Here is a 17,433-nt window from a genome sequence, read left to right as displayed (position 1 = left end):
AATGCCGTTGAGTCGACTGGGTATCTTGTACAAAAAGAACGACTTCTATTACAGATAGAAGTCGCACAAGATAACAATACAGCATGATTAAATCTTCTTTAAGACACTACAAATTGTACGACAATTGGAGTCCCATCATTTAATGCATCTCCTCCGGGAATTGTAATTGTAGTCGTCGTAGCCGAGGATGTATCTGCTGTTTGCATAAGGCCATTAATATAAAGATTGTAGTAGTTGTAGGTGCCTGGAAATGCGGTTGCAGCTACACCAGCGTCGTTTGTAAAAGCAGTCGCAGCAATGGCAAACGTTGCCCCAGTGCCGGTCCCATCACCAATGGTTGCAACAAATCTTAAACTGTTCTGAAATGGTGTCACAAGTGGCATGTTTCTCACCTCCTACCTAACATAGTATATGTGGTAGGTTTGGGAGTAGTGAAGGCAAAGGAACCAGCAACTAAATCCAATTTTAACCATTTATAATATTGGCTGTTATTATAATTATCTCGATAGTGATAGGTGTCCCTGCAAAGATCACACCGTTTTGTGACGAAAAAAACAACCTCTCTGCACTTACACTGTATGAGTTTCCTGGTTGGACAATCCCGTTTATATAAAGATTGTTGAAACTAGTAAGTCCAACCCCGGCAAATTCGGTTATGCTGTCGCCATCGTCATTTGTGAATTCTGTGGCAGGAATTACAACCGATGCCGACAAATCCAGATCGGTGTCCGGAAAATAGAAGTAACGGTTTGCCGTAGGAATGATTTCAATTCCGGGTACGGTGCCCGGCGGACCTTGCTCGCCTGGGGGACCCGTTGGTCCTTGGACTCCGGGAGTTCCCGGTTGACCTGGCTCACCCTGAGGACCTGCGGGACCCTGCGCTCCGGGAAGTCCTGCTTGACCCGGTTCACCTTGAGGCCCTGCGGGACCTTGCGCCCCGGGAACTCCGGGTTGACCCGATTCACCTTGAGGGCCTGCGGGGCCTTGCGCTCCGGGAACTCCCCGTTGACCCGATTCACCCTGAGGACCTGCCGGGCCTTGCGCTCCCCGAACTCCCGGTTGACCCAGCCCGCCGTGAGGACCAACAGGACCCTGCGCTCCGGGAACCCCCGATTGACCCAGCTCACCCTGAGGGCCTGCAGGACCCTGCGCTCCGGGAAGCCCCACTTGACCCGGTTCACCCTGAGGACCAACCGGGCCTTGCGCTCCGGGAACCCCCGTTTGACCCGGCTCGCCGTGAGATCCGGCGGGGCCTTGGACACCTGCCACACCTTGCGTTCCAGGGAGACTCACAGTCCCCAATTCATGTTGTCTCAACGGAGCGAGCAGGGGGCCGGGCTCACAACATACCGGGTTGCTGCCTCCCCCTCTCGGTAATGCAATGACTTTTTTGTCACGGGCCATTTTCTGTGATCTTAATGGACGCTTCGGTGAGCAGCGCTTTTTCCGATAAGACCTACGGATAATATGGCATCTCTTTCGTTTTCCCAAGTGTTTGTTTCTGCATTTCGACGTAGAACGACTGGGCCTTAATTTGTTGAGGGTGGCTGTCCTCTTGTTCAGATACTTCAAAATGGTCATCTCCTTAGGCCAAGGCACACAGTATATATGCCCTATACTATGTCCTTAGCACATTCGGAGAGTGTGCGAATAACTATGAGGGAAGCCCAATAAAAAAGACAAGAGTCCTGCTATAGTTGTCCTTTGCCTTGCCAGCACGGCTTCATTGTCTCCTCAGTAGGACCTCACAGATCATATTTTATGTTTAACTCAGACGATCCATCAGGATCAAACTTTTTTTCAGTAGACTCTTACCTCTCCTTAAAATGCTGAACGATCTCTTTCGGTTCCTGCGTCTCCAATGTAATCTGGCCTTTCTCGAATAGGATCATGTACGGATATGATTTCAGACCAAAAATCTTCTCATAATTAAACTTATTCTCATCACGGAAATTATAAAAGGTTACGTTAGTTATTGGGCCTTCTGCCCTCAAATTCTCGTTATTCACTTCATTTAATTGCGTCTGTAACTCAACAATAAATGGTCGCTCCGAAGGTCGGTCGGTAAATACAATGAGTGATGCATCATTTCGTTGATTTTGCGTTAGATAATCAATGGCCTTCTCTCTATTGTTCTGACTACATCCTGTTAATAGGAGTATCAAAATACATAACACCCAAAGCCTCTTCATTTATATAACCACCCAAAATATGATATAATTGGTTATTAACTATTAAATTCACTTCATTAAAAAATCTATTCGCTGAAAGGAAGATGCACATTGAACAAAAGGAATATCATCATCTTTATCATTATTGCTCTTATCATATTGATACTTCAACTTGTGCTTTATTTTTCTGTAACTAATAAAGAAGAATCCACACTTCCCGATTCTAACATCCCACTTCAAACCAAAACCGTAGATGAGCTTACCATCTCACTGCGTAATGCAAACTAACCTATACAGATCATGAAGTGCACTTGGGTTATGAGATTCAGGGTGGTGGACAGTCAATGCTTTGTACAGATAAAATCTCGATTTTTCACCTTTCAAATAGCAACAAAAACCTGCATAGCCAGCCTCGGCTTCACAGTTTTTATTAAGAATTTGCATGTGGATACATCTCATTTACAACTTAGGCAACCAAAAGGGGTTCTCTTCCTTCTCACACCCGGTTAACACGTAAAAAATATGTCCCTGCTCACTCTTCATCGTACCGATCCCTTTGCAGGTGTCTGTCTTCATTCCCTGTTTGGAGCCATAGGCATCCCTTGAGTTATCGTAAGTCGATTGAATAGCTGTACCATCATAGATCAATTCCTGGATAATGGGCCCACCTTCAATGGTATACATCGTTACACGAACCTGATCCTGCTGTTTTTTCTTCACATTTTTCATAAATGTGTCCCACTTATCTTCGTTCCGTATGCCTCCATGAAGCACAACCACATCGCCGCTTTGCTCCGCTTGCTCTGGATTATGAGGCTCAATAATTTCTGGGAATGATTTCGTGATTACTGGAGAATCCGTTGTTGGATCATTTGCCTGACAGGCAGTTAACAGCATTAAAGCTAACGATAGGATAAGCATACTTTTTCTCATTCCATCACCTCATGTATGAAACGCTTCAATCTTATCCTTTGTTGCATGATTATGCTTAATTTGTCATTTATCTGTAACTCCCTCGTTGTCCCGAACGTACTCTCACACCTACATACAAGAAAAACCCTTCACGCAAGCGATTCAGATCCACGTTCCCATGAACCGATGCCTGCTTGAAGGGTTTTATATTTCCATCACATTTATTTCTCGAATCGGAACCAGCCAAAGTCAAACTGACTGCCTGGCAGGAAGATAAAGCTTACTTTCTGCTCACCTTTCACCTGTTCAAGCTCAAACACCCGCTCCTCATATCCACCCGACTGGGTGAACTCAACCAACTGGTTGCTCTGTCCGTCCGCACCTGCAAAACGAATATGAATGGTATTTTTATCAATCGGCGAATGACCGTAGATCACGAGCTTGGATGTGCCTTCTGCCGTAAAGTCCATGTTTTCAAACTCCAGCGATACATTGTTCCCGATACCTTCTACTCTGTCGCCCTCAATTTTGAACGTATCTCCGTAGAGATGATCACAGGATGCAGCCGCATTCTGTTCAAAGGCCCGACTCTGACGTTCGAAGGAAAATCCTTTAATATGAATCTTCTGCTTCAGCACAAAACAGATCGACGTGATCCCGCTAAGACGTTTGGATAATTGGTACGTCTCTTCCTGGTACACATTCCAAATGGACTCTTTGTCATAAACCACATCTGCGATCATCGTACTTCCTTCTTCATCCGGCATACCTTCCCAGATCTGAATGAAGTAGTCCTCAGTGGATAGCGTGAAAATAGGAATCGTTATGGTATCGGAGCCGTACGGTCCGAAGTCAATATTACGGAAGCCTACATGCGTCTCTCCATCCCGACTTGTCGCTACCCCGCGCTCATTACCGTTACCTACCTCACCTTTGGTGTAATCGTACAGTCCGCCCGTGATGAAGCCGTATGGATCTTTGTAGGCTGTGCCGAGACCGTCCGCCTTGAACTCCAGCTGGGAGATGAGTTTCGTTTTATCCGTACCATTGGTACTGGTTGCGCGAAGCCGGAACTCCCCGTCACCTATAGCCGATACCTTCACCGCATGTTGATGCTCACCGTTATCGCCCGTTTCTGCTTGAACAGCTTCCACTTTGGCAATGTTGGATTCAATTCCTGCATCGTTCACAACAGCCCACTCTATGTCGCGGTAGGAGGTGTTCTCCGGATACAGCTTGGCGGTTACGACCAGCTCCGGGTTGGACGGATCGAGCAACTGTCCTGCACTACTGATGATCTCGATTTTCCGCAAAGGAATCTCCTGAGCATTTCCCGTAAGCACCGGACGTTCTTCATTGTTCATGAAGACAGGTTGTACTTGTTTCACGTCATTAAGTTCAGCCGTCACAACTAGAGATTCAAATTCAGCCGTTGCTCCTTCCAACCCTTCGGAAGAAACTTCAATCCGTACCGTTCCAGCTTCATTTGTCGCTCCGATGATGGCCATCAGTTTACCGCTGAACAGTCTTCTGCTCAATCCTTTGTATGGATCATAGTCCGTGCTGTCCCCGTTATCCAGACCCAGCAATCTTCCTGCACCCGTCACCTGAACTTGTACGCGGTTGTTTGCATTGTGAACTGGATTACCCGTTTCATCTTCAACATCAATTTCTACAAAAATCAGGTCTGTGCCATTCGCTTGTAACTGCTCCCGATCCGCTTGAAGACGAATTTTCTTCGCATCCGTATAGGATCTTTGTGCATCGGTTGCAATGATTTGACCGTTCTCATCGTAAGCGATCGCTTTCAGCTCGCCCTCTTCATAAGGCACTTTCCACCAGCCCGACAACTGTGTTCCATTGGCATGATCAATATCGTACGTACCAATGGTTTTACCATTAAGTTGCAGCTCAATCTTCGGCGCGTTGCTGCACACGCGTACATCAATGATTTGCCCCGGGCTGAAATCCCAGTAAGGGAACAGGTGAACCATCGGACTTTTCTTATAATCCGTCCAAGCCGCTTGGTAGATATAATAAGAGTCTTTCGGGAACGTTGCCGTATCCAACTGTCCAAAATACGAATTCTTCGTATGATACGGTGTCGGTTCTCCAATATAATCGAATCCAGTCCACAGGAACTGTCCCAGTGAATACGGTGTATCCCGTTCTGCCAAGATGCAGTATTCTGCCGACTTCGCGCCCCAGCTGGTCGTACTGTTACCCAAAGCCGAGCACTGCTCGTCGTCATCTGCCAGAATCGGCTGTTCGAACGGGAAGTGATAAATGCCCCGACTCTGCACCACAGAAGACGTCTCACTACCATAGATGATCCAGTCCGGATGTTCTTCATGATGTTTGTCGTAATATTTTTCCGCGTAGTTGTAACCTGCCAGTTTCACGATATCTGCGCATTTTTGTGCATTTTCCCAAGGCATATAGTTCGAACCAATCGTCACGCCAGCATTACCTTTTGGATCAAATTCCAGCACATAGTCCATTAACATGCGAGTTACTTCCTGTCCACGCTCATCCGCATGGGTATCGTAAATTTCGTTCCCGATACTCCACATGATCAGACTGGCATGGTTACGGTCACGCTTCACCCAACTCTTCACATCCGTATGCACCCACTCCGGGAAAAATCTCGCATAATCGTATGGCGTTTTGGCACGTTCCCACATATCAAAGGCTTCAGACACAACCAGCATACCCATCTCATCCGCGAGTTCCATGAACTCTTTGGCAGGCATATTATGCGCGGTGCGGATAGCGTTAACGCCCATTTCTTTGAGCAAAACGAATCTTCTGCGCAGTGCCGTCAGGTTAAACGCAGCCCCCAGCGCCCCGAGATCATGGTGTTCACACACACCGTTCAGCTTCATCTTGACCCCGTTCAGGTGGAACCCTTCATTGGCATCCAGCTTGATATCCCGGAATCCAATACCCTGTGATACCGATTCAACTGTCCTATGTTCCTGATCATCCGAGATCAATCGCAACTCTGTCACCAGTTCATACAGATGCGGTGCATCTGGGCTCCACAGGTTTGGATTCTCCACTATGATCTGTTGGCTATCTGTCGATGCGGCCGCATTCTCATCCACCGAAGCCGTAACATTCGCTTGGCTGGATGCCACCACCTGACCTTCATACCGGATCGTATGCATCAGTTCTGCTTGCTGATTCTGTTCCAGGTTCAGCTCCGTATCCACTTCCACCTGCCAGCCATCCGTCTGTTGCTTGATGGATACATAGATCCCATCCGTAACAATATGGTTGCGGTCTCTTTTTTTCAGCCACACATGGCGATAGATTCCGGCCCCGGAATACCATCTGCTGTTCGGGCTCTGATGCACCACTTTGACCACAATCTCATTGTCGCCTTCCACCAGTGCATTCGTGATCTCATGTTCAAAAGCAGAATATCCATACTTCCACTCCCCAACCAGCTGCCCGTTCACATACACCGAAGAGTCCATGTATACGCCATCAAAACAAAGCAAAAGTTGCTGCTCATCCTTCGTGTAATGGAACGTCTTGCGGTACCATCCAATGCTGTCCTCATACAGTTCAAGCGTATTATATATCAGCCAATCATGGGGAAGCTCCACAGGTTCATACACCAGACCCTCAGGTTCCGTAACGTCCAGCTTGCTTTTCGCAAATTGCCATCCATCATTAAATAGTCTCTTCTGATTCATGTTAGTTTCTCACTTTCTTGAAGTAAATTATGATTGCGATTACAACAGTAAATGTCGCTTTCTCCGAAAACCTTTTCGGTAATACACAAGTATGACTATAACACATAACCCGATTATACCATCAGTCTCTTTCCTGTAACTCCTTTTCATAAGATTTTTAGCCATAATGATGAACGTTTTATTCCCTCCAAGCATTGTAACTTTCGATGACAACAAGCCAAAAAGGCAACCCGTCAACCGGGTCACCTTCTCTGTTCTATAAAGGCCAATATATCTTCTTTAGGGGCATTAATGATTTAGCCTCTGAATCAAATGCATCATAATGCTGATTAATCAGCTCTACCAGAAGATCTGCATCTACCAAAGAAACTGGAATGTTAGAACGTTCTGCTTCATACTTAGCCTCTCTGGTGAATCCCCCAGTTGAAACATAAACTCCTTGATCACCGGGTCTTAACCCTCCGATAAAACTTCGAATCTCATTGGATCCCATCGCGTTTTTCCTATGTTTAACTTCCACCATAATTCTAGGCTGTTGCAGCCCCAAACCATCTGGTGATGCAATAATATCTCTTCCGCGATCAGGTCCTTTTACAGATATTCTTGTTTTGTATCCCATGCCTCTTAAGACACCAGCTACCAGACTCTGCATTTCTTCCCAATCTAAATGATTGAATTTGTCCTTTATAAATTCATGTGCTCTCTCAATTACATCCTCTTTAATCGCGTCTAGTTCCGCCTGCTCTTTTTCTGTTTCTTCTGGATGTAGATCAAGGGGTTCAGATCTTTTGGATTTCAAAAAGTGAGTAAGTTCCTTCACTGTTTCAGGCTGTAATGCAAAAAGTGTAATCTTCGATCCTAAGGTACTGCGTGTATTTGCAGTTAAAACATCCCGATCTACTTGTCCCGTCCACGTCACCTTTCTATAATGTTTTTTGTCTGAGATCATACCTTCACCGTACTGATAATCGGAAATGATTTCTCCAATTAGATACTCGCGTGTTTGAGGGTCATATGTAACTACCAGATCTCCTACTTTCATATCATTAGCAAATCTGAATAACTGACCTGCTGTAATATTTACTTTACCATCCTTATAATCAGGATACTCGTTACGAAGTCTTTTCTTTACATCGTCGGTATGTCTTACTTGTGTCAATGAACCTACTTCATTCCAACCAATAGCTATCACTTGTGTTTCTTTAAACTCTTCAAAGAGGTAGGCACTCTCACCGGCTCTAATGAACCAATTATTTTTACTCATAAGTTCCTCCATAACTTGCTTATTTCTAACTTAATTAGAAGTTTCGGCATGGAAATGACATTCCCTGCATGAAGACTGTATATAGTTCAGTAATTTATTACACTTCGAACTGCATGATTATTGTTAACCAAATCTAAAAGGTGACTTGAATTATCTCAAGTCACCTCTTCTTTGAATATGTCTTATGCACCTTTAAACTCACCTAAATCTCTATCCCTTGTAAAAAGGGTTCCACCCTATGCCTTTGCCCGATGGCATCGCGCCAGGCACTCCGTCTGCTTCAAGCAGCGGACGGACAACTAACTTCACGGGCCACTCCCTGCTCTCGAATATCGCATGAGCGAGCGCGGCCCGGTCGGATTCGGGAAGCTGCACATGTTGCAGCGCTTCCTTCCAAGCCTGCTCCGTGATCTCCCATAACTTCGTTTCGGGAATGTGATACACCTCGCTAAGTGCATCCATGATCGCAGCCAGATTCACCTGCGTCCCCAAAGACTGCACATAAAAGATCAGCTTCTGGATCGTCTCGTTATACAGGCTGTTCGAGTAGCCAGGTCGAATCTGGTAGGCAGGGTCTGCAATGCCATGTTTGTCCAGATAAGGCTGATGCAAACGCACCGAATCATGATCGCGGAACAATAGACCTTTTACCTCATTATCCTTCAACACCAGACAGCAGTTCTGACCATGAATCTCGGGTACAACGCCCACCTTGAACAGACGCATCACGATGTCATAAAACGTCGTAGCTATGCCGGCATAAAAGTCGAGAACATTCGTGCTGCTCAGATGATCCCCCAGAATGTCCTTTAATAGATGATGCCCTTCCAGATTCACACCGAGTGCGGCCATTGGAATGACTCTGTAGGCTTCATTAAGCAATTCAGTGGGATACACACGAATCTGTGCAGCCAGATGGCGGGGATGATCATCGAACAGTCCCATGGATTCCGGCATGAAGCCCCACCAGTTCTGCTCTTCGCACATATACACCTTGTCCTTCAACGTCTCGTCACAAGCAACGGCCTGTCGTAGCATCCGTTCACCAGCAAGACCATTCAGAAGTTTGACCACCGGAAGATAACGAGCAGCCCCCAACGACAGCACACTAACCGGTAGCTTGAGCATTAGGGTGGATTCAGTTGACGGAGCCATCGAGCGCAGAGAGGATGTGGCCTGTACGTCGCCCACTTCTATGTCCAATACGATAATGCTACCCTCTTCGATCTCTCCCGTGAAGCGAGGCAGAATCACATGCTGCAATTGCCATGGATGAACAGGCATCGGCAGATATTCGTACAACGTAATCCCTTTTCGGGCAAACTCGGCTTCCATCACTCCGCGCTGAACATCGTCTAACACATCCAAAATGGACAATCCATCTTCACACCCTTGCTGCACGGCATCCAGCCGTATAGCCACCCAGCGCAGCGAAATCGCCTTCCCGAATTCTGCTGCATACCGAGTTACATCTTCTGCGTTGAATCCCACCTTGGCTTTGGACGATGGGTGAAATGGACGATCCCGCAATGCCGCAACGCGCTCACCTTTGATAAACCATTCATACGCAGAAGCCGGGACATTAGCGGACAGATACTGGACTTGTTCCCAGCCCAAAGCATACTGCTCCACAGCAATGTCCAGACTAACCAGGAATTCCGCCACCCCAGGCTGCGCATAGGCCTTATCCGACAAAGCCCTCTGTAACACCGCACGTCCAACTTCTGTCGGAGTATCAAGGAGAACCCAGCTTCCATCAGTTTTCTCCTCGTAGATCGGTGAACCCTGAACCCACTGAGTCCCCTGTCTTACTCCTGTTTCAACCAGACACAGCACGCCTTGAGTGTGCAATCTATAGCGAGAAGCTACATTCTGATTATGCTCTTCGCTGTCATATCCCTTGTACAATCGACGGAACGGTGCAGGTGCTTCGGCAAAATCAATGAATGGGTGATCCTTCATTGGAAGCAATTGCTCCGCCAAGAAAGAATTCATCAGATCCGCCATAATCCGGCGTTCAGCGGCTTGCAGACTGGAACGCTTCATCATTGTTGACATGATTATTGTCCTCCGTTAGATAATGGAATGCCGGGTGCGGATGCCCCAGAAAATCATGATGCGAGATGGTCCAGCAATAAGCCCCTGACTTTTCAAACAAAACAATATCTCCCACGCGCAGCAGTGCTACCTCCGCATCAGAATGCATGCGATCCTTGGGTGTGCATAGCTCACCTACGATATGGACTCGACGATCTCTTACCTCTGGCCGGGCAAACGAGTGTTTCCAACGATCCGTTGCCATAATCTGAAACGGGTGGTTATGCCCCCATGAAGCAGGCAGACGATTGTGGTGCGTACCTCCCCTTAACACGGCAAAATACTGATCATGAGAAGTTTTGATATCCGTAACCTCTGCTGCGTAATACCCGTGGTCTGCCACCAGCAGTCGACCCGATTCAAAATACAGCTGGCCTCCGCGTGAAACAAGGCGCTGTCTGGCTTCACTTTGCTCCAACAGGGAAGTGAATAATGGCCAGTCAAATCCGGGGCTGCCATCATACGTAACACCGAACCCACCTCCTGCATTCACCACTTCCACAGGAAGATCATACTGTTGCTGCCACTGTTCCACCTTTTGCAAATACAACTCGATCATCTCGGCGTGCAGCCTTGCATCCATATTGTTGGACAAGGAGTGAAAATGGAACCCGCTTAACCGAACCACACCCGCGCCTTCCACACGAATGAGTTCAATGGCTTCTTCCACCACCTCTTCATCGATTCCAAAAGGACTCGGCCCACCGCCCATGACAATCTTCGTCCGAGGTAACGTACTGCTCCGCAGATTGATTCGAAGAAGAATGCGAACCTCCTGCGCTAGACCCTGTTGTTGTTTATGTTTCGGCTCATGTTCCTGCTTCTGTCCTTGATCCTGTTTTTGCTTCTGCTCTTGCATCAGTTCCTCGCCGTATGCTTGCGTATATCTCTGCTCCGGCTTCAGTTCCCACTCTTGCTTCTGCCTGCTCCCCTGCACCTGCTCCTGCTCCATCGCTCTCTCTTTCGCAATCGCAATAATGCGCCGCAGCTCCAGCAAACTTTCCACATGAATGTAACTCACGCCATTCTCGATGGCTAGCCTCAGTTCGCTCTCCTTTTTACCCGGACCTCCAAACAGAATCGGAACCTCGCGACTTACCGCTCTAACCTTGAGTAGCTCTCCAATCGAAGCCACTTCAAATCCCTTCACCAATGGAAGCAACGCCTCAATGATGCGCAGATCTGGATTCGCCTTGATGGCGTAGAACAATCCTGTGTTTCCGGGCATACAGCCTAACATCTGACGTACCTGTTGCTGAATGCCAGCCAGATCGTATACATACGCACATACCGGATCTTCCATCCCTCGTTGCAGTTCATCTATCGCATGCCATACACTAGCTTTCATATCTGCCCACCCGCATTCTTGTAGTCATTCCGTTTTTGGGCATACGCCCGAAACGCCGTATTCCGATCATCACCAAGCACGTATATATGTACTCCCCGCTCAGCCCAGAGAGACATATCCTCCACACCTCTGGTGACCGTTGCATAAGGTACTTCGCACTGCTGGGCACTAGCATGCAATTCATCCAGCGCACGTCTCACGTCCGGGTGCTCTGTCTGCCATGGCACGCCGAGGGATTGCGACAGATCAGCCGCTCCTTCCAATACAAAACTCACCTGTGGGTGAGACAGAATCTGTTCACTTTGCCGCACGCCCTCCACACTTTCGATCATGGGTACAACCATCACCTGTTGGTTCGCTTCTTCAATGTATCCTGTGAGCGGATATTTCCCAAATACACTGGGACGACCACTATTCAAGCTCCGCGTGCCAACCGGATGGTAGTAGGCGTGATGAACCGCTTCTTCCACCTGCTCCAGTTGCTCGACATGCGGAATGACGATGCCTTGTGCGCCACAGTCCAGCACTTTAAGAATCTCCGCTCGCTCCACCTTCGAGATACGTACCAACGGGGTTAGGCCGACCAGTTCCGCCGCCCTGATCAACTCTTCCACCGATTCCATCGATGTTGCGGCATGTTCCAGATCAATAATGACAAAATCATATTCCGCATGTCCGATCATCTCGACGATCACCGGGTGTGGTATGGATACAAAAAGGCCGTATACGGGCTGTTTGCGTGCAATTTTTTCCTTCAGCGTGTTAATTCTCATTCGACGATTCCCTTTAATTCGGGCGTTCTCTTTGATTCAAGTACATCCTTTGATATCTTGAGCGGATTGCTCGCTTTGCGGAAATATAACTCTCCATCCCCATACAGACGGCGCTTGGTCATCTCTTCGATCAGTGCATCTTCGGCAAAAAGGTCAAATGCAACGAATCGATCCGTGTACTCCGGGTGCTCTCGCTGATAATCCACAATTACACCTGCGCACAGCTGCCAGAACGCTTCCTCCGACAGACCAAACTTCTCCAAAGCCAGCGCAATATCCGTCATGCATATAAAAAAGAACGCATCATACGTATAGTCCCGGACTTCCGACACATCTCCCGCATAGATGAAGGAATACCGATTGAACTTGCGATGAGTTTCCGGCTCGGGATTCAGCTTCGGTGCCCGTTCCGGATACATCAGTTGATCCGGTACATAACGAACACCATCATGCAGATCCTTGATAATGATTCGTTTCGGTAGATCATCTTCCAGTACCAAAATGATATTCTGAGCATGTGATTCCAGCGCAATTCCGTATGCATAGAGCAGATGGATAATCGGCAATGTAACCGTGCGAACAAGGGCCTCGCTCCACTTTTCCACCCTATGTCGTTCTACAGCATCCTGGATAAATGGAACACCATCCGGCTGCACCAACATCAATGCATTCAGCGGCCATGCCGTCTCACCTTGCTTCAGGTGAACCGATACATTCTCTCGCCAGATGGCACCAAGTGTACCGTAGGCCCGTCCATACTGGGTTGCAGGCAACTGTTCATAACGGAACGACAGTCCCATAATTTCTTTCAAAATGCCAAACTGCACCTGCTGCAACAATTCATCTTCACGAACAAGTTCATCCAGCCAATCGCTGATCAGTGGCGCGTTCTGGGTCGTATGCTGTGCCAGAATACGTGTGCTCGACGTGTTGGTGATGCTAAGTGCCAGCTTGATGTAAGGGGCTTCCGGATTCACCCGATTCGACAGCGAACGGATCGACTGCTGCGCACGATAGGGCGAAGACGATGGACCAAGATACACGATGTCTCCATCCATCAGTTGACGGGCATATACCGATTCCAACTGGTGCTCCCACTGCCATGGATGAACCGGAATGAATACATATCGATCACCAATGTCAGAACCTATTCCTATGCCAACCTTGCCGTCTTCCCTACCCGAGCTACGGACTGTTTCGCCTTTTTCACGAACTCCCCCATGAAGCTTCGCTTGGATTGTCTCTCCAACGCTCTCACCAACTTCGGCACTGCTCCCAAGCTGATCTGCACTCGCCGCATATGCGTTGACGTTCTCACCCGTGTCCGTAAAACCTTGTTGTTGCAGGATCTGTTGAAGTCGCTGTACGTCCACTGCGGTCAGATGTTGTCCCACCAGTTCTTCCGAGCTATACCCTACGGATACAGCGGTCTGAGCCAAATCTTTTTTCACAGCAACCCAGACTAATGAAACCTCCGAGTTAAATTCAGGGCCATAGGCCAGATTGTCTTTCAAAGAAAATCCCAGCCTCGACTTATAACTCGGGTGGTACAGATGACCGTCGGTCATGTGACTTTCGAGCGCATCATAATGCCGATCTTCATTTGGAATGTTCAAGGGCAATATAGCTTGGCACTGGCTGTCCTTTGCCATCGTTTCGAGTAGTTCCTGGATAAAAGCCGTGACGTTTGCACCCTTCAACGCGTTCAGTACGATCTCCTCCAAAAACAGATCCAGATCGGTGCAGGATACGCCCTCTCTTTGAATCGAATCCTTCTTCACCTTCACCCGGCCGAACGAAAACTTTCGCTCCGCTTCACACGTGTACGCCACAGAATGACCGGAAGATGTAAGTCCCTCGGTTCGCCATTCGCTCCCAATTACATGACTGTCTAGAATGCCTTCGAACCACATCGCCTCCAGCGTCTGCCGCATGATCCGTTCCTGTACAGCCACGTAAACTGCTTCTGTCCTGCCGCCTGCTTCAGCCCTGTATCCCACGACTCCCACGCACTTCACTCCCCATTCGTTTCATTACATTGCTCACCGGCACGTAGGCCGGGGTCTGGCTGATCCCCCTTAGACAACTCACCAAGTTTTGTTTGGCCAGAAATGCATCCGTTGTCAGCAGATATTGCACATATGCATTGCCCGTTCGCTCCAGTTCCTCCACAAGGACCTCACGTACCTGCTTCCAGAAATGCTCCTCCGGGACGTTCACATCTCGCGCCATTGCATGAATCAGAGACCCCAGATGATTGACGATAAAATAATACGATGTCCGCGCCCAGGCTTTCTCTCGCGAATAAAATAATAAATCGGACGCAGCACCATCCTGCTCACGGATAAGTTCCTCATCCACACTGACCCCTTCCAGATCGCGGACGATAAAATCCACAGGCAACCCATCCTTTAAGGTCACAAGGGTATTCTGCAAATGGGCTTCAAAATGAATACCTTTCTCTCCCGCCGCCCTTACAATCGGCAGCAGCGAACATGCCAGATATCGTTCCAGCCAACGCTCGGCAATGTCACGTCCACCACCCAGCATCGTCATCAACCTAGATCGCATCCCGGGAAGTGGTGCTTCAACCAGACTGGATAAGACATACGTATTCTCAACATCAAACTCAATGGGCCGATAAGCTATCGTAAACAGACTGGTTAACTCTTCATCTTCAAAAGCACAAGTCGCTACACCCGTCTCATACGCAATATGTGTGTTCGGTTCAGCACCGAAGCAGTCATGCTGCCTGACGTATCTGGAGGCATCTAATGTTCTGTGCATCTGCTCAGCACTGTTGGTGCGAATCATGTTCGTGATCTGCATATTCAGTGACAGCTTGATATTACAGTTCCATTCGGGAACATAGACCGTACGGACCGAAGAAGTTGGATAGACGATAGGCCCCGCACTACCGAGTAGGATTAATTTTTCATCTCGAATATAGTGCTGTACCTCGGACAATCGTGATATGTATGCGTATTGCCATGGATGGACAGGCAGCAGCCCATACATTTCACTCTTTTCTTTTAAAATAGGCTCCACATGGCTCCACAGGAGGTCCTGCAAATCCATTGCCGCCTCGTCATCGACCCATTCCTGCACGTAGACATCCTGCCTCACGGCGATATAACAGAGTTGAAATGATGTCCGTAACTCCGGACTGTACTTCTGCACATCATCCTCGCTGAAGCCTTTGGAGTTCTTCGGAAACGGATGGAACGGATGACCATACAACAGTGACTGTTCAGATGTGCGATAGTCATGGATGTCGAGACCGGCTGCTTGTTCGATATACAACGTAAGGTTACCGACACTGTTATCTACCTTTTGTGCAAAATCTTTGGCATACGTCGCATCTACACGATTCGTATTCTCGCCCTTTGGATGTGCAATATCCACCTCAAGTGAACGCTTCATTTCCATCACACTTTTCTTCATTCCATGTTGATCCGAACTCGCCCCCTGTTCCCCATTCCCGCTTAGCTCAGATGTGATCCAATGAACCAGATCGCTATAATGCACCGCTTCCCCGCCAGATTCCATGCTGAGGTATTCATGCTCCCCTATGGCAGAGTAATAAGACAAGTGTCCTGTCACCTTCACCCTACTAGCTTGAAAAGTAACAGTGTACGTCAGCGTATTTGGATTGATCCAAATATCGCTTTCCTTCTCTAGCGCAAGCTCACGGATGTAACAGTTCAACAGCAGCTTGCACGAATGTTCATGAGCCTGCTGCTCAGCTTCAGACCGGAGCTTGTTTTCCATCTCGAACAATGATGCCAACCTTCTTTCGGGTTATAAGTAAGACCAGGGGAAGTGTAAGCAGTATGGCGCAGCCAAGTCCGATACAGATCTCTTTGAGTGCTCCCCATTTTGCCATCTCCATGGACGTTCCTGCCCCGGCAAGCCATTGCCAACGCATATCGTAATACAGGGTCATTCCCATCACCGCAAACGAAGAAGCCAGCCGCTCAATTGTGGTTGATAACACCGACCCTTCGTGCATGTCTTCGTCCGGTAATGCTTGCAGGCCAATTGCAGAGATACTCATGCCTGACAGACCAACGCCAATTCCACGACAAGCCATGAGTATACCGATGATCCAGATCGATGCTCCCATGGGCAGAACTGCAAACGACAAGATCGATATGGACACCAGCAACGTCCCCCATGCGATAAAATGTATGGACCGACCGCGATCCAGCAAGCTGCCGCCAATCCACATGAACAGACTTGTACAGATCGACAAGGGAATGAACAACGCACCGGACAAGGCCGGCGACAGGTGGAAGACGTCCTGGAACAATAACGGCAATGCAAAGATCACGCCAAACATGACACAATCCTGAATCGTCGAGATCAGTACAGTCAGCGGAAAGACGGCATTACGCCGCAGCAACTGGTACCGGATCAGTGGTTCCTTGCGACCGTTCTCGGTCTGGACAAAACGAATGAGCAGCAACACACCGAGCGCAATCAGCATCCATGGTACCCATACTGCCACGACAGGACTTGCGTACAACTGTACCCCCAGACTAAGGGCACCTACCGCGCAGATGAGCAGCATGACACTGGTTGGATGCCATTTTTTCCTGCGGGCAGGGATATAGGTCTGAATGACTCGACCGCAGCCAATCAACGAGAATATAGCCAGTGGCACATTGAGCCAGAACAGCATTTCAAGCCGTCCATACTGAATGATGAATCCACCCAGCGTAGGCCCGGCAGCCGGAGCCAACATAAGCAGCAAGCCCCACGCTCCGGTAATTCGCCCTCGTACCTCCGGTCCGTATACATCAAACAGCAACACAAGTGATAACGGAATCATCAGCCCCGCGGCAACGCCATGCATGAAACGAACCAGCAACAGTACCTCAATAGAGTGATAAAACAACGCACCTGCTACCGAGAACAGTCCATAGATACTGATCCCCAACATATACGTCTGCTTACGCCCCAGTCGGTCCACAATCAGGGAAGCCAGCGGCATCGTTAACGTCATAGCCAGCATGTACAGCGCGATAATCCACCCGCCTGCTGTCGTAGAGATCTGATAATATTGCACAAAATAAGGCAGCAGCAGGTTAAATGCACTGTTGGTCAGTACCAGCGAAAAGGCACCGAGCAGAATCGCGAATAATACTGCATGCCTCTTCAT

General features: G+C 48.3%; 12 protein-coding genes. All 12 read right to left on the bottom strand.

The features are described 5' to 3' along the window. Positions 1–98: 98 nt before the first annotated feature. Entirely contained in the window at positions 99–383 is a 285-nt protein-coding gene (locus MHI55_RS05445) for a DUF4183 domain-containing protein (RefSeq protein ID WP_036606220.1), read from the bottom strand. 82 nt (positions 384–465) lie between these two features. Further along, complete coding sequence (locus MHI55_RS05440; RefSeq protein ID WP_162158946.1) at positions 466–1,404, bottom strand: DUF4183 domain-containing protein; 939 nt, start codon at positions 1,402–1,404, stop codon at positions 466–468. 407 nt (positions 1,405–1,811) lie between these two features. Continuing rightward, on the bottom strand, positions 1,812–2,192 hold the full coding sequence (locus tag MHI55_RS05435) for a hypothetical protein (protein WP_036606219.1): 381 nt from the start codon (positions 2,190–2,192) through the stop codon (positions 1,812–1,814). Between the two features lie 438 nt (positions 2,193–2,630). Next, positions 2,631–3,104: a DUF4362 domain-containing protein gene (locus tag MHI55_RS05430; RefSeq protein WP_051446970.1), complete on the bottom strand. Its 474-nt coding sequence runs from the start codon at positions 3,102–3,104 to the stop codon at positions 2,631–2,633. Positions 3,105–3,304: 200 nt separating this feature from the next. Continuing rightward, entirely contained in the window at positions 3,305–6,787 is a 3,483-nt protein-coding gene (locus MHI55_RS05425) for a glycoside hydrolase family 2 TIM barrel-domain containing protein (protein ID WP_036606218.1), read from the bottom strand. Positions 6,788–7,043: 256 nt separating this feature from the next. Next, complete coding sequence (locus tag MHI55_RS05420) at positions 7,044–8,051, bottom strand: restriction endonuclease (protein WP_036606217.1); 1,008 nt, start codon at positions 8,049–8,051, stop codon at positions 7,044–7,046. A gap of 210 nt (positions 8,052–8,261) precedes the next feature. After that, complete coding sequence (locus tag MHI55_RS05415) at positions 8,262–10,109, bottom strand: IucA/IucC family protein (RefSeq protein WP_036606216.1); 1,848 nt, start codon at positions 10,107–10,109, stop codon at positions 8,262–8,264. Next, a complete protein-coding gene (locus MHI55_RS05410; RefSeq protein WP_051446969.1) occupies positions 10,069–11,496 on the bottom strand; it encodes a type III PLP-dependent enzyme in 1,428 nt (475 codons plus the stop codon). Before MHI55_RS05410 ends, MHI55_RS05415 begins: the two co-directional genes overlap by 41 nt. Further along, entirely contained in the window at positions 11,493–12,269 is a 777-nt protein-coding gene (locus MHI55_RS05405) for an aldolase/citrate lyase family protein (protein ID WP_340389222.1), read from the bottom strand. The genes MHI55_RS05410 and MHI55_RS05405 overlap by 4 nt, the downstream gene beginning before the upstream one ends. Continuing rightward, positions 12,266–14,278, bottom strand: coding sequence for an IucA/IucC family protein (locus MHI55_RS05400; protein ID WP_340389220.1), 2,013 nt, complete (start codon positions 14,276–14,278; stop codon positions 12,266–12,268). Before MHI55_RS05400 ends, MHI55_RS05405 begins: the two co-directional genes overlap by 4 nt. Beyond that, positions 14,253–16,040 carry an IucA/IucC family protein gene (locus MHI55_RS05395; protein ID WP_340390575.1) on the bottom strand — a complete coding sequence of 596 codons (1,788 nt, stop codon included), beginning with the start codon at positions 16,038–16,040 and terminating at the stop codon, positions 14,253–14,255. Before MHI55_RS05395 ends, MHI55_RS05400 begins: the two co-directional genes overlap by 26 nt. Next, complete coding sequence (locus MHI55_RS05390; protein WP_340389218.1) at positions 16,018–17,433, bottom strand: MFS transporter; 1,416 nt, start codon at positions 17,431–17,433, stop codon at positions 16,018–16,020. Before MHI55_RS05390 ends, MHI55_RS05395 begins: the two co-directional genes overlap by 23 nt.

It is taken from the genome of Paenibacillus sp. FSL E2-0151 (assembly GCF_037993015.1).
In the GTDB taxonomy this organism is placed as follows: Bacteria; Bacillota; Bacilli; order Paenibacillales; family Paenibacillaceae; genus Paenibacillus; species Paenibacillus amylolyticus.
The sequence above is the reverse complement of the archived record's forward strand: the minus strand, read 5'-3'. Positions and strand labels throughout refer to the sequence as shown.

Bases quoted from the DNA above. Each gene is read 5' to 3' on its own strand.
- MHI55_RS05410 (WP_051446969.1), bottom strand. From the start codon at position 11,496: ATGAAAGCTAGTGTATGGCATGCGATAGATGAACTGCAACGAGGGATG.
- MHI55_RS05395 (WP_340390575.1), bottom strand. From the start codon at position 16,040: ATGGAAAACAAGCTCCGGTCTGAAGCTGAGCAGCAGGCTCATGAACAT.
- MHI55_RS05435 (WP_036606219.1), bottom strand. From the start codon at position 2,192: ATGAAGAGGCTTTGGGTGTTATGTATTTTGATACTCCTATTAACAGGA.
- MHI55_RS05405 (WP_340389222.1), bottom strand. From the start codon at position 12,269: ATGAGAATTAACACGCTGAAGGAAAAAATTGCACGCAAACAGCCCGTA.
- MHI55_RS05420 (WP_036606217.1), bottom strand. From the start codon at position 8,051: ATGAGTAAAAATAATTGGTTCATTAGAGCCGGTGAGAGTGCCTACCTC.
- MHI55_RS05415 (WP_036606216.1), bottom strand. From the start codon at position 10,109: ATGTCAACAATGATGAAGCGTTCCAGTCTGCAAGCCGCTGAACGCCGG.
- MHI55_RS05430 (WP_051446970.1), bottom strand. From the start codon at position 3,104: ATGAGAAAAAGTATGCTTATCCTATCGTTAGCTTTAATGCTGTTAACT.
- MHI55_RS05445 (WP_036606220.1), bottom strand. From the start codon at position 383: ATGCCACTTGTGACACCATTTCAGAACAGTTTAAGATTTGTTGCAACC.
- MHI55_RS05390 (WP_340389218.1), bottom strand. From the start codon at position 17,433: ATGAAGAGGCATGCAGTATTATTCGCGATTCTGCTCGGTGCCTTTTCG.
- MHI55_RS05425 (WP_036606218.1), bottom strand. From the start codon at position 6,787: ATGAATCAGAAGAGACTATTTAATGATGGATGGCAATTTGCGAAAAGC.
- MHI55_RS05440 (WP_162158946.1), bottom strand. From the start codon at position 1,404: ATGGCCCGTGACAAAAAAGTCATTGCATTACCGAGAGGGGGAGGCAGC.